A 13,302-nucleotide genomic window follows, 5' to 3' on the forward strand; every position below is an offset into this window, starting at 1 on the left:
CCGACTACTCCGCGAACGCCTCGAGCGGCGGGCACGAGCACACCAGGTTGCGGTCGCCGTGCGCCCCGTCGATCCGGCGCACGGCCGGCCACACCTTGGGCCGCCCGAGTCCGGCGGGGTAGACCGCCTCCTCGCGGGTGTACGGGTGGGTCCACTCCGTGACCAGGCAGTGGGCCGTGTGCGGTGCGCCCCGCAACGGATTGTCCTCGACGGGCCACTCACCGGCCGCGACCCGGTCGATCTCCCCGCGGATGGCGATCATGGCGTCGACGAAGGCGTCGATCTCCTCGAGGTTCTCGCTCTCGGTCGGCTCGACCATGAGCGTGCCGGCCACCGGGAAGCTCATCGTGGGGGCGTGGAACCCGTAATCCGCCAACCGCTTCGCGACGTCGTCCACCGTCACGCCGGTACGAGCGGTGATGGGTCGCAGGTCGAGGATGCACTCGTGGGCGACCATCGACTTGTCGCCGGTGTAGAGCACCGGGAAGTACTCGTCGAGCCGACGGGCGATGTAGTTGGCGGACGCGATGGCCGTCAGCGTCGCGCGGCGCAGGCCGGTGGCCCCCATCATGCGGATGTAGGCCCACGTGATCGGCAGGATCGACGCGCTGCCGTAGGGCGCGGCCGACACGGCGCCGGTCTCCCCCAACCCGTCGACGTGCGGGTGGCCGGGCAGGAACCGGGCGAGGTGGGAACGCACGCCGATCGGCCCGACACCCGGGCCGCCGCCGCCGTGGGGGATGCAGAAGGTCTTGTGCAGGTTCAGGTGGCTGACGTCGCCGCCGAACCGTCCCGGACGCGCCACGCCGACCAGGGCGTTGAGGTTGGCGCCATCCACGTAGACCTGACCACCGGCGTCGTGCACGGCGGCGCAGATGTCCGCGATCTCGTGTTCGTAGACCCCGTGGGTGGACGGGTAGGTGATCATGATGGCCGCGAGCGTGTCGGCGTGCTCGGCGACCTTGGCGCGCAGATCGCTGACGTCGACGTCGCCGTTGGGACGGCAGGCGACGACGACGACCTTCATGCCTGCCATCACGGCGGACGCGGCGTTGGTGCCGTGGGCGCTGGACGGGATGAGGCAGATCGTGCGCCGGTCGTCACCGCGGTCGAGGTGGTAGTTCCGGATCGCGAGCAGACCGGCGTATTCCCCCTGGCTGCCGGCGTTGGGCTGCAGGGAGACGGCGTCGTAACCCGTCACGGCCACCAGCCACTGCTCGAGGTCCTGCACCACCCGCAGCAGGCCGGGGGCGTCCTCGGCAGGCGCGAACGGGTGCACCTGCGAGAACCCGGGCCAGGTGATCGGCTCCATCTCGGCGGTGGCGTTGAGCTTCATCGTGCAGGACCCCAGCGGAATCATGCTGCGGTCGAGCGCGATGTCCTTGTCCGAGAGGGAGCGCAGGTAGCGCAGCATCGCCGTCTCCGTGCGGTAGCGGACGAACGCCGGGTGCGTGAGGAACTCGGTGCGGCGCGCGAGCGCGTCGGGAATGGCCGGGTGCCTCACCTCGAGTGCCTCGATACCCTCGGCGCGCGCTCCGAACGCGCGCAGGACGGCGGCGACGTGCTCGTCGGTCGTGGCCTCGTCGGTCGCGATGCCGACGTGGTCGTCGTCGACGTGCCGCAGGTTGATGCCCGCGTCGCGTTTCGCGGCGGCGACCACCTCGGCGGCCCGGCCGGGGACGCGGGCGAGCACGGTGTCGAAGAACGACGCGTGGACCACCCGGACGTCCGCAGCGCGGAGTCCGGCGGCGAGGCCGGCCGCGTGCCCGGCGACGCGGCGAGCGATGGCGGTCAGACCGTCGGCACCGTGGTAGCTCGCGTACATCGCAGCGACGACGGCCAGGAGCACCTGCGCCGTGCAGATGTTGCTGGTGGCCTTCTCGCGGCGGATGTGCTGTTCACGGGTCTGGAGCGCGAGGCGGTAGGCGACGGAGCCGTCGGCGTCCTTGGAGACGCCCACCAGGCGTCCCGGCAGCTGCCGGGCATGCGACGAGCGCACGGCGAGATACCCGGCGTGCGGTCCGCCGAAGCCCATCGGCACGCCGAAGCGCTGCGTGGTACCGAAGCACGCGTCGGCGCCCTGCTCCCCCGCCGGAGTGATCAGCGTGGCCGCGAGCAGGTCGACGCCGACCGCGACCAGTGCCCCACGCTCGTGCGCGGCCGCGCACAGATCGGTGACGTCCAGCAGCCGACCCGACGCGCCGGGGGACTGGGTGATCACGCCGAAGCAGTCGCCGTCGGGCAGTCCGTCGGCCAGGTCGGCCTCGACGATCTCGATGCCGAGCGGCTCGGCGCGCGTGTCGATCACGGCGCGGGTCTGCGGGAAGAGATCGATGTCGACGATCAGCCGGGCCGACTTCGACTTGCCGGCGCGCCGCAGCAGCGTCATCGCCTCGGCGGCGGCCGTCCCCTCGTCGAGCATCGACGAGTTGGCGATCTCCATTCCGGTGAGGTCGGCGACCATGGTCTGAAAGTTGAGCAGGGCTTCGAGGCGGCCCTGGCTGATCTCGGGTTGGTACGGGGTGTACGCGGTGTACCAGGCGGGGTTCTCGAGGATGTTGCGCACGAGGACCGGGGGCGTGAGCGTCGCACTGTAGCCCGTGCCGATCATGGACACCGCCACGGTGTTCGACGCGGCGAGGGCGGCGAGTTCGGCCAGCGCCTCCTGCTCGGACACGGGCTCGGGCAGCGCCTCGAGTCCGTCGGCGATGCCGTGCGGCGCGTCGTCGAGGATGTCGGCGGGCACCGCCGCGGCGGCCAGTGCGTCGAGGCTGTCGACGCCGATGACGTCGAGCAGACGGGCGGTCTGCTCGGCATCGGGTCCGATGTGGCGGTCGACGAAGGTACGTGCGGTCACGGAATTCTCCCGAGGGGCTCGCGGTGAGGTGCACGTCCTCCGCGCAGGGAAGGACGCCCCTCCCCCTCTGTCGTGTGCCCGTGACCACGGGCGCCTGAGAGATTCGGCGCGGGTGCGCCTTTCCCCGTGGGCGGGTGGGCTGTTCCACCGCTTTCCAGAGGCGTCGGAGCCCGCACGGTCCGGGGGCCTGAGAGATTGACGGAGAGGTGCTGCTCCTTCGGCGCTCGACCCGTGCCGCGACCGGCTACGGTCGGACCGTGGTCGAAGCTCTCCCGTGCGGCGTCGACGCACCGCCGAGTATAGGCCGCGCTCAGCCGGTCTTGCGGTTGGCGCGGTTCTTACGCCGGGACGCCAGCTCGTCCTCGGGGGTCGGCTGCGCTTCCCCGCCGTCGGCCCGCTCGGCCGGGAAGTCGGCGATGGTGCCGGTGAGTTCCCGCATGGCGCCGCTGACGGCGATGCCGAAGACTCCCTGTCCGCCCTGGAGCAGGTCCACCACTTCCTCGGCGGACGTGCACTCGTACACGGTGGTGCCGTCGGAGAAGAGCGTGATGCGCGCCAGATCGGCCACACCGCGACGGCGGAGGTGGTCGACCGCGACACGGATGTTCTGCAGCGAGATCCCGGTGTCGAGGAGACGCTTGACGATCTTCAGGACCAGGATGTCCTTGAAGGAGTAGAGCCGCTGGCTGCCGGAGCCGGCCGCGCCGCGGATCGAGGGCACCACCAGGCCCGTGCGGGCCCAGTAGTCGAGCTGGCGGTACGTGATGCCCGCGATCTGGCAGGCACTGGGGACGCGGTAGCCGACCAGCTCGTCCGGCACGGAGTCGTCGGGGAAGAGGCCGGGCTGCACCTCGTCCGCACCGACTGCACCCACAGCACCGTCGTCGGACTGCGGAGTCTGCTGCGGCTCCAGCGGCTGATCTGCCACGTTGTTCTCTCCCTCTCGGATGTGTCTCTCGCGGTGAAACCGACGATGAACTCCGTGACATCCGACAACTCGACCTCTCGGGTCGAGACTACGCCAGTCGCGCCGACGGCACGTGCTTCATCGACCCGAACGCTAGAGACCGACGGGGTGCCGCACAACGCGCCACGCGGTGAGTCTCGACCTCAAGTCGAGGGTGAGACTCGATCGTTATCCGTCCGTGGCCTTGAAGTCGTCGGGCGAGATGGTGTCGAGGAATTCCTTGAACTTCTCCACCTCGTCCTCCTTCTCGTCGGGCATGACCAGACCGGCCTCGGCGAGCACGGATTCCTCCGCGTGGATCGGCACCCCTGCGCGCAGGGCGATGGCGACGGAGTCGGACGGCCGGGCCGACACGCGGACGTTCTGGTCGAACACCAGATCCGCGTAGAACGTGCCCTCCTGCAGGTCGACGATGCGGACTTCGCGCAGGGATCGCCCCAACGCGGTCACGATGTCCCCGATCAGATCATGCGTGAGCGGCCGCGGAGGTTGCACCCCCTGTTGCTCGAGCGCGATGGCCGTGGCCTCGGTCTGACCGATCCAGATGGGCAGATACCGCTCGCCGTCCTCCTCGCGTAGGAGAAGAACCGGCTGGTTCTGGGGTTGTTCGACCCTGATTCCGATGACGCGCATCTCACTCATCGCGCTTGCCTCCCACCTGCTCGACGCACCCGTTCGAGTGTAGTGACGCACCCCGACTCCCGTCGCGGGTCCGCCGGCCCCCGTCAGTCCAGCACACCCCGCACGGCCGCCTTCACCAGCGACGTGTGCAGGGTCAACGACAGCGCGGCGAGCTCGCGAACCAGCTCTTCCGCCCGGTCCCGTGCACCCGCGTCGCGACCCAGCGCCACCGGGCCCGCCACCTGTGCCAGCAGAGTGGCCTCGCGGTCCGCCGCGAGCTTGAACGCTCGCAGGTGCCGCACCTCGAGGCCGTACTGCGCCATCGCCGCGGCGGTGCGCACCAGGACCACCGCGTCCTCGTCGAAGTAGCCCGCGGGTCCCGCGGTCAGCAGGCCCGCCTTCTGCAGGTCGAGCAGGAACGGCTCGTCCACTCCCGCGCGCTCGAGCAGGTCCGCCCGACTCATCCGGACGCGGCGCTCGCCGAGAAACTCGGTGGGCGAGACGGCCGGGGCGAGCGCGAGCGCTCGCGGACCCCGGCGCGGCCCCCGCGCCGGGCCGTCGACGGCCGCCACGGTGGCGCCCTCGTCGAGGGCGTCGAGCTGCTCCTTGATCACCTTGAGCGGGAGGTAGTGGTCACGCTGCGCGGTGAGCACGTACTTCAGTCGCTCGCAGTCCTGAACGGAGAAGCGGCGGTAGCCCGACGCCGTCCGTTCCGGAGAGATCAGCCCCTCGGCCTCGAGGAACCGAATCTTCGAAATGGTGACGTCGGGGAAATCCGGGCGGAGTCGATCGAGCACCGTGCCGATCGACATTCCGCCGCTGCTGGATTGCTGCCCGACTGCGGTCATCGACTGCCCGCGGACGCCTCGCCGGCCGCGCCGCTGGCCTGACCCTTCGGGCCGGTCAGGAAGACCAGGCGGAACTTGCCGATCTGCACCTCGTCGCCGTTGGCCAGCACGGCCGAGTCGACGGGCTCACGGTTGACGTACGTGCCGTTGAGGCTGCCCACGTCGACGACCTGGAAGTTGTCCTCGTCCTGCCGGAACTCCGCGTGACGACGGCTGACGGTCACGTCGTCGAGGAAGATGTCGCTGTCCGGGTGGCGCCCGGCGGAGGTGGTCGGCTGATCGAGCAGGAAGCGCGATCCGGCGTTGGGGCCGCGCTTGACCACGAGCAGCGCCGACCCGACGGGCAGGCCCTCGACGCCCGACACGGGGGCTTCGGACGACGTCCCCTGCGCGGCAGCGGAATCCATCTCGTTCAGGAAATCCGCACGGAAGACCGAGGTGGTCTCCGCCGGGGCTTCTCCGTACACGCCGTCGTTGCCGTTGTCGCTCACGTTTCTCCTCCTCGGTCCGATCGGTCGTGACTCGACCGATCGGCTCGGCACGTATCGATGGTGCTTCTCCGGCGGACTGCCGGCTACTGCTGTCGGACACTCGGCCGTGGGGCCCGCGACCGACGTGAGGACCTTACCGACCGTACCTTGCGGACCCGGCCGCACGGGCATGCTTGCCCACCCGTCGACGTCGGCCGTTATGCGGCTGTGATGGACGCGTACGCCTCCGCGTCCAGCATCCCCTCGAGCGCGTCGTCGAGGTCCGACTCGGACGCCGCGGTCAGGTCGACGAGCCACCCGGCGCCGTAGGGGTCGGAGTTCACCAGCTCGGGGTCGCCGTCGAGGTCGCCGTTGACGGCGGCCACGGTGCCGCTCAGCGGGGCGTAGATGTCGGAGACGCTCTTGGTCGACTCGACCTCGCCGAACGACTCGCCGGAGGTCACGGCGTCGTCCTCGGCGGGGAGCTGCACGAACACCACGTCGCCGAGCTGCGACTGCGCGTAGTCGGTGATGCCGATGCGGACGGTGGTCGGCCCGGTGCGCTGCACCCACTCGTGCTCGGCCGTGTACCGCAGCTCGGCGGGAATGTCGGTCTGGCTCACGTGATCTCGGTCCTTTCGGTCACCGGGTGGCGAACGTGCGTCCCGGGCGGGTCACCGCTGCCGCGCCGAGCGTACCGTCACCGGCCGGTCCGTCGCGGCAGACGCCGGACGGGACCGAACGCCAACCGCAGATAGAGCGCGCCGGTCCAGACGTAGAGGCCCGTGCCCCAGATCAGCAGCGCGGACGCGACGGGCCGCACCGCGTCGGTCACCGCGGTGTCCAGGTTCGCCGCCAGCAGCAGGGGCAGTGCGACCATGACGACGAACGTGGCGGCCTTGCCCAGATAGATCACCTCGGGCGGACCGAGGCCGCGCCGCCGGTACAGCAGCAGCGCGGCGGCCAGGACGGCGTCGCGTCCGACGAGCACCACCGCGATCCACCACGGCACGATGCCGGCGATCGCGAATCCGGCGAGGGTGGCGACGACGTAGAGGCGGTCCACGAACGGATCGAGCAGCGCCCCGAGCGCCGACGACTGATCGAGGATTCGGGCGAGCTTGCCGTCGAGGAAGTCGGTGGCTCCGCTGACGAGCAGCAGGGCGAGAGCCCATCCGTAGGCCCGGTCGACGAGGAGCAGCCAGAGGAAGACGGGGACGCCGATCAGCCGAATCACGCTGAGCGCGTTGGGAACGGTGACGATGCGGTCCGCGAACACGGTCGCGATCGTGCCGGCGGGCCGGTCCGGCTCGGGTGCCGTCATCGCCCGAGCATGGCACATCCCGGTCTCGACCTGGTCAGCGCCAGGCGAACACGGGTTGCTCGAACTCGGCGACGCGCGTGGCCCGGCCGTGCAGGACCACCTCGCGGAACTGGTGGACCACGGCTCCGGTCGGGGCGTGGATGCGTGTGGTGCGGAAGGGCCACTGCACGACGGGTCGGGGCGACTCGGGGATCGTGACGAACTGCGCGTCGACGTCGATCTCGTCGAGGCTCACGCGGTAGAGCACCTCGACCTCGTCGGGGCTCGGTCGCAGCGGGCCGGGAACGTCGGCGATCCACACGACGAACGGGGTGATGACGTAGCCCGAGCGCGTGGCGTAGTCGTCCAGTCGACCGAGGACGGCGTCGCGGCCGACCCGCACGCCGATCTCCTCGTCCAGTTCGCGCAGCACGGCGTCCTCGGCGCTCTCCCCCTCGTCCAGTCGGCCGCCGGGCAACGCGAACTGGCCGGGATGGGCGCGCATCCGAGTCGGTCGACGGGTGAGTACCAGCTCACGGGCACCCGGCTCCCCCGCCACGGCGAGAGCGACCGCCGCCCGGCGACGCTCGCCGGTACTCAGCGGACGGGCGTCGAACGCCGCCAGCCGGGCACGGATCGCCTCGCGTTCGAGTCGAGTGTCGGTCACGCGCTCACTGCGCTACCCGGAACGGGCGCACGCCGGGCGCCGACGACTGCGGGAGCAACCGGGCACGGTCGTCCGGCAGCACGAGTTCGACGACGGCGGCGGGATCGATGCGGTAGGGCTGCGCGAGCACCACCCCCGCGAACGCCTTGCGAAGACGGGACATCTCGGCACGCACGGTGATCGCCCGGCCGTGATCGCCGAACAGGTCCGCCGCGAGCTCCGCGGCGGTGCGGCCGTCGCGGTGGACGGCGAGCAGGAAAAGGATCTCCGCGTGCCGCGGCGTCGCCTCGTGGCTCCACCGCCCGAATCGGCTCTGCACCTCCACCAGCGTGCGCGCGGTGTCGGAGACGTCGATCCGCAGAGTGGTCGGCACGCTCTCGCCTCCCACCACGGTGTCGGCGGGGTCCGCCGGGCGCACCATCCATCCGCCGGGCAGCGGCTCGACGTCGCACACGCCGAGGGACGGCACCCAGAGCTGCCCCGCGGCGACGTCGGTCGGCAGCATCACCCGTGAGCGCACCGGCACCGACGCAACGGCGGCGACCCATCCGTGTCCGTCGACGGCCAGCGCCGGTCGGTCGCACCGGGCGAGCATGGGCGCGGCCACCGACCGCAGGGTGTCGAGGGAGAGCCGGTGCTTCTCGCGGAGTTGCGCCTCCGCCAGGCGCGAGACCGCGTCGATCAGCGCCAGCGTGGTCGGGTGTACCGACGAGGCCGGACCGCTGACGTCGACCAGTCCGATCACCCGTCCCGTGCGTGGGTCCTGGATGGGCGAGCTGGCGCAGGTCCACGCGTGGTGGGAGCGAACGTAGTGCTCGGCCGAGAAGATCTGCACGGCCGAGCGGGACACCAACGCCGTGCCGATCGCGTTGGTCCCCACGCTGTCCTCGGCCCAGTCCGCGCCCTCGACGAAACCGAGCCGGTCGGCCCGATCGAGCACCGAGGGCGCACCGCTGCGCCAGAGGACCCGACCCCCGCTGTCGGCCACCACCAGCAGGTTCTCCGAGTCCGCCAGCACCGACCGCAGGCTGCCGGTCAGATCGGGAAGTATCTCCTCCAGTCCCGATTCCCGGCGGAGTCGCTCGAGCTCGCCGGCACCGAGCGCGTCCGCGGGACCTCCGTGATCGGGGTCGACGCCCAGCCCCGCGACCCGTCGCCACGAGTCACCGATGACCTCGCGGGGCCGCGCGGGGGCGCGTCGACCGGACATCGTGGCGTCGTAGACCTCGGTGAGCAGTCGCGCGTAGCGACGCGGGTCCTCCCCGGCGGACACGGCGGGTTCGGGATCGGCGGTGGGGGTCATCGTCATCGATTGTGCTCCGCGTCACATCGCGCGGCCACCCCGGGGTGGGTCGGCGCGCCCTCGCTCACCGATAGACCAGCCCGCCGTCGATCAGACCCGACTGGCCCGTCATGTAGGCAGCATCGGGGCCCGCGAGGAACGAGACGTACCCGGCGACGTCCTCGGGTGTCTCAGCGCGGCCGAGGGCGATCCCGCCGACGAACTTCTCGTAGGTCGCACCCTTCGGTGCTCCGGTCAGGTCGGCGAACCGCTGGTCGATTTCCACCCACATGTCGGTGCCGACGACTCCCGGGCAGTAGGCGTTCACGGTGATGCCCGCCGAGGCGTACTCCTTCGCCGCGGCCTGCGTGAGCCCGCGTACCGCGAACTTGGTGGCGCTGTAGACGCCGAGCATCTCGAACCCGTCGTGGCCGGCGATGGACGACGCGTTGACGATGCGGCCCCGCACCCCGCGGGCGAGAAAGGACGCCGCCGCGGCCTGGATGCCCCACAGCACACCGTCCACGTTCACCCGCCAGATGCGGGCGACCTGCTCCTCGGTCATCTCGGACAGCGGGCCGACCAGGGCGATGCCCGCGTTGTTCACCATGATGTCGAGGCCGCCGAGTTCGGCGACGGTGCGATCGACCGCGTCGGCCACCTGCCCGCGGTCCCCGACGTCGGCCGTGACGGTGACGGCCCGGCGGCCGAGGTCCCGCACCTCGTCGGCGACCGCGGCCGGCGTGTCCGCGTGGACGTCGAGCAACGCCACGTCGGCGCCGTCGCGAGCCAACCGCAGGGCGATCGCCCGTCCGATGCCGCGGCCGGCGCCGGTGACCAGGGCGACCTGTCCGTCGATACTCATGTGTTCTCCTTCGTCGGGGGTGGGTGCGCTCAGCGGGTGGGGTCGACGAGCACCTTGGTCTTGCGACCGGCGTGCAGGGCGTCGAAACCCTCGGTCACGACGTCCTCGAGCGCGATGTGCTCGACCCATCCCGTGGTGTCGTAGGTCCCGGCGTCCATGAGGGCGATCACCGCCTCGTAGTCGGCCGCGGTGTAGCAGAGGGATCCCTGGATGCGGGATTCGTTCATGACCAGGTTCAGCAGCGGGGTCTCGAGGGGCGTCTCGTAGATCGCGACGCTCACCATCGGCCTGCGCGAGCCGACACAGGCCAACGCCGTCTCGACGGCGGGGCGTACTCCCGCCGCGTCGTAGACCGCGTCGGCACCGCGGCCGTCGGTGGCGTCCGCGACGAACGCGGGCACGTCGACGTCGGTCGGGTCCAGCGTGCGGGCGCCGAGTGCCTCGACGGCGGATCGTCGGTCCGCCGACGGCTCGACCACGTACACGTTCTCGAGTCCTTTGCCCCGCAACGCGAACCAGAGTCCGATCCCGATCGGCCCCGCCCCGAACACCAGGGCCGTGCCGTCGGCGGGCGGCTCGCCGAGGGTGGCCGCGTGATAGGCGACGGACATCGGCTCGACCAGAGCCCCGAGTTCGAGCGACACCGAGTCCGGCAGGCGGTGGAGCATGTGCACCGGCACCACCGTGCGCTCGGCCATGCCGCCGTCGGACATCAACCCGTGGAACCCGATCCGCTGGCAGACGTTGTAGTTGCCGGCCCGGCAGGGCGGGCACTGTCCGCAGCGGTGGATCGGCTCGACCGCGACCCGATCGCCCACCGCCCAGCCGTCCACGCCGGGTCCGACGGCGGCGACGGTTCCCGAGAACTCGTGGCCCATCGTCAGCGGCGCCTGCCGCCCCGTCAGCGGGTGCGGCGAGGTGGGCACGAAGATCGGGCCGGCGTAGTACTCGTGCAGGTCCGTGCCGCAGATGCCGTTGAACGCGACGTCGACGGCCACCTCCCCCGGACCCGGCTCCGGGGTGGGCACGTCCTCGATCTCGACTCGGTGGGGTCCGTGGTAGACGGCTGCGCGCATCGTGGGGTCCGTTCGGTTCGAATGTCGGTCTCGGCTTCTGAATCGGTGCGAGACCCCGATGCTGCTGTGGCGCAGACCACTCGCAGAAGAGTTGCATCCCGTTGCATAGGCTTCGGCCCGTGGCCGACGACCTCCCGCTCCCCCTGGCCGGCATCCGCGTTCTCGAGCTGGGGAACTACATCGCCGCGCCGACCGCCGCCCGGCTGCTGGCCGATTTCGGCGCCGAGGTGATCAAGGTCGAGCGTCCGCACACGGGCGACGAACTGCGGAACTGGCGGCTCTACGCCGGGACCACCTCGATGCTGTTCCGCACCCTCAACCGCGGCAAGAAGTCGGTGGTGATCGACCTGCGGACCGACGCGGGACGCCGCGACGTCCTCGACTTCGTCGCGGTGTGCGACGTGGTGCTCGAGAACTTCCGCCCCGGCACCCTCGAGCGGTGGGGTCTCGGCCCGGAGGAGATGAACGCGGTCAACCCCGAGATCGTGCTCGCCCGCATCTCCGCGTTCGGCCAGACCGGCCCCCTGGCGTCGCGGCCGGGCTTCGCGGCCGTCGCCGAAGCCCACGGCGGACTGCGCGAGCTGGTGGGCGACCCGGACCGCCCGCCGTCGCGCACCGGGGTGTCGATCGGCGATTCCATCGCCGGTCTGTACGCCGCGTTCGGTGCGGTGACGGCGTTGCTGCAGCGCGAGCGCACTCGCCCGGGTGCGGTGCCGCTGCGGGCGCGCAGCATCGACGTCGCGCTGAACGAGGCCGTGCTGTCGATGATGGAGTCGCTGATCCCCGACTACCTCGCGTACGGCGTCGAACGTCGTCGCACCGGTGGGCGGACCGAGGGCATCGCCCCGTCCAACGCCTACGTCTGCGCCGACGGCCTGTCCGTCGTCGTCGCCGGGAACAGCGACGCCATCTTCGGTCGTTACATGCGCCTGATCGGGCGCACCGATCTCGCCGACGACGCGGACCTGGCCACCAACGCGGGTCGATGGGCGCGACGGGACGAGATCGACGACGCCATCGGAGCGTGGGCGGCCGAGCTCACCCGCGACGAGGCGTTGCGCCTGCTCGATCAGGCCGAGGTGCCGGCCGGCCCCATCCACACCGCGCGCGACATCTGCGCGGACGAGCAGTACGCGGCCCGCGACATGATCCAGCACTTCGAGGTGGACACCGGCGCGCCGGAACCGGCGACGGTCGGCTTCCCCGGCATCGTCCCCGTCCTCGGCGAGCGCTCGCTGCCCGTCCGGTCGATCGGACCGGACCTCGGCGCTCACACCGACGAGGTCTACCGCAACCTGCTCGGTCGACCCGCCCCCACCCCCGACCGGAACGGACAGCCATGACCGACCATCGCATCCTCGTCACCTCGCTGATCCCCGAGCCCGGCCCGTCGATCCTGCGGGAGTACGGCGACGTCACCTTCTGCGACGAGCCGATCGACGCCGACGCACTGCGTACCGCCGTCACCGACGGCAGTCACGGTGTGGTGCTCGCGCAGCTGAGCGATCGTTTCGACGCCGACCTGCTGAGCCGAGCCACCCTCGCCGGCATCTCGAACTACGCGGTGGGCTTCGACAACATCGACGTCGACGCGGCGCAGCGTCACGGCATCATCGTCGGCAACACCCCGGGCGTGCTCACCGACTCCACCGCCGACATCACGGTCCTGCTCATGCTGGCGACGGCGCGACGCGCGGTCGAGGCCGATCGAGTGGTGCGCACCGGCGGGTTCCAGGGCTGGCAGCCGAATCTGATGCTGGGCACCGACGTCTCGGGGCGGACGCTGGGGCTCGCCGGTTTCGGTCGCATCGCGAAGGCCACCGCCCGGCGGGCGCTCGGGTTCGGCATGACCGTCCTGTTCTGCCCGCGTCCGCCGTCGGATCGCGACGTCGCCGATCACGAGCTGGGCGACCTCGTCGGCCGGGTCACGCACGTCGACTGGCCGACCCTCGTGCGGGAGAGCGATTTCCTCTCGCTGCACGTGCCCCTCACCGACGACACCCGCCATCTCGTCGACGCGGACGTCCTCGCTGCGATGCGCGACGACGCGATCCTGATCAACACCGCCCGCGGACCCGTCGTCGACGAGACGGCCCTGGTCGAGGCGTTGCGGGGCGGTGTCATCGCCGCGGCGGGACTCGACGTGTTCGAGCGCGAGCCCGAGTTGGCGCCGGGACTCGCGGACCTGCCGAACACGGTGCTGCTCCCCCACGTCGGCAGCGCGACGGTGTCGGTGCGATCGGAGATGGCGCGGCTCTCGGCGCTGAACGCCGTGGCGATCGCCCGGGGTGAGGAACCGCCGCACCGGGTGGTCTGACGGGCTGCAACCCCGTGCAACTCTCGCGG

Annotated in this window: 13 protein-coding genes and 1 riboswitch; of the genes, 2 read left to right on the forward strand and 11 right to left on the reverse strand. The window is 71.2% G+C overall.

The genetic code is table 11. The features are described from left to right. Positions 1-4 precede the first annotated feature (4 nt). The 11 genes from gcvP to A3Q40_RS08985 all read right to left on the reverse strand — a co-directional run bounded on the left by gcvP (position 5) and on the right by A3Q40_RS08985 (position 10,956). The gene (gcvP, locus tag A3Q40_RS08935) at positions 5-2,857 is read right to left on the reverse strand and encodes an aminomethyl-transferring glycine dehydrogenase (RefSeq protein ID WP_068101511.1); all 2,853 of its coding nucleotides are present in this window, start codon (positions 2,855-2,857) and stop codon (positions 5-7) included. 165 nt (positions 2,858-3,022) lie between these two features. Next, a riboswitch (glycine riboswitch) is annotated at positions 3,023-3,142 on the reverse strand. Between the two features lie 25 nt (positions 3,143-3,167). Beyond that, on the reverse strand, positions 3,168-3,731 hold the full coding sequence (locus A3Q40_RS08940) for a MerR family transcriptional regulator (protein WP_371831149.1): 564 nt from the start codon (positions 3,729-3,731) through the stop codon (positions 3,168-3,170). Between the two features lie 261 nt (positions 3,732-3,992). After that, complete coding sequence (locus A3Q40_RS08945; protein WP_068101514.1) at positions 3,993-4,466, reverse strand: bifunctional nuclease family protein; 474 nt, start codon at positions 4,464-4,466, stop codon at positions 3,993-3,995. A gap of 83 nt (positions 4,467-4,549) precedes the next feature. Continuing rightward, a complete protein-coding gene (gene ftsR / locus A3Q40_RS08950; RefSeq protein WP_068101519.1) occupies positions 4,550-5,293 on the reverse strand; it encodes a transcriptional regulator FtsR in 744 nt (247 codons plus the stop codon). Beyond that, a complete protein-coding gene (garA, locus tag A3Q40_RS08955; protein WP_068101522.1) occupies positions 5,290-5,784 on the reverse strand; it encodes a glycogen accumulation regulator GarA in 495 nt (164 codons plus the stop codon). The genes ftsR and garA overlap by 4 nt, the downstream gene beginning before the upstream one ends. A 197-nt stretch (positions 5,785-5,981) precedes the next feature. After that, positions 5,982-6,386, reverse strand: a complete 405-nt coding sequence (gene gcvH, locus A3Q40_RS08960; protein ID WP_068101525.1) for a glycine cleavage system protein GcvH — start codon at positions 6,384-6,386, stop codon at positions 5,982-5,984. Between the two features lie 77 nt (positions 6,387-6,463). After that, positions 6,464-7,087 (reverse strand): CDP-alcohol phosphatidyltransferase family protein, encoded by a 624-nt coding sequence (locus A3Q40_RS08965; RefSeq protein WP_068101528.1) that lies wholly within the window; start codon positions 7,085-7,087, stop codon positions 6,464-6,466. Between the two features lie 34 nt (positions 7,088-7,121). After that, positions 7,122-7,733 (reverse strand): NUDIX hydrolase, encoded by a 612-nt coding sequence (locus A3Q40_RS08970; protein WP_068101531.1) that lies wholly within the window; start codon positions 7,731-7,733, stop codon positions 7,122-7,124. 4 nt (positions 7,734-7,737) lie between these two features. Further along, positions 7,738-9,036, reverse strand: coding sequence for a GAF domain-containing protein (locus A3Q40_RS08975; protein ID WP_068101533.1), 1,299 nt, complete (start codon positions 9,034-9,036; stop codon positions 7,738-7,740). A gap of 64 nt (positions 9,037-9,100) precedes the next feature. Then, positions 9,101-9,880, reverse strand: a complete 780-nt coding sequence (locus A3Q40_RS08980) for an acetoin reductase (protein WP_068101537.1) — start codon at positions 9,878-9,880, stop codon at positions 9,101-9,103. A gap of 29 nt (positions 9,881-9,909) precedes the next feature. Continuing rightward, positions 9,910-10,956, reverse strand: coding sequence for a 2,3-butanediol dehydrogenase (locus A3Q40_RS08985; RefSeq protein ID WP_068101540.1), 1,047 nt, complete (start codon positions 10,954-10,956; stop codon positions 9,910-9,912). Between the two features lie 119 nt (positions 10,957-11,075). On the opposite strand from A3Q40_RS08985, the gene A3Q40_RS08990 reads away from it, so the two are divergent. Continuing rightward, positions 11,076-12,299, forward strand: a complete 1,224-nt coding sequence (locus A3Q40_RS08990) for a CaiB/BaiF CoA transferase family protein (RefSeq protein ID WP_201132973.1) — start codon at positions 11,076-11,078, stop codon at positions 12,297-12,299. After that, the gene (locus tag A3Q40_RS08995; protein WP_068101546.1) at positions 12,296-13,273 is read left to right on the forward strand and encodes a 2-hydroxyacid dehydrogenase; all 978 of its coding nucleotides are present in this window, start codon (positions 12,296-12,298) and stop codon (positions 13,271-13,273) included. Before A3Q40_RS08990 ends, A3Q40_RS08995 begins: the two co-directional genes overlap by 4 nt. Positions 13,274-13,302: the final 29 nt, after the last annotated feature.

The sequence above is a fragment of the Rhodococcus sp. PBTS 1 genome (genome assembly GCF_001620025.1).
Taxonomy (GTDB): domain Bacteria; phylum Actinomycetota; class Actinomycetes; order Mycobacteriales; family Mycobacteriaceae; genus Rhodococcoides; species Rhodococcoides kroppenstedtii.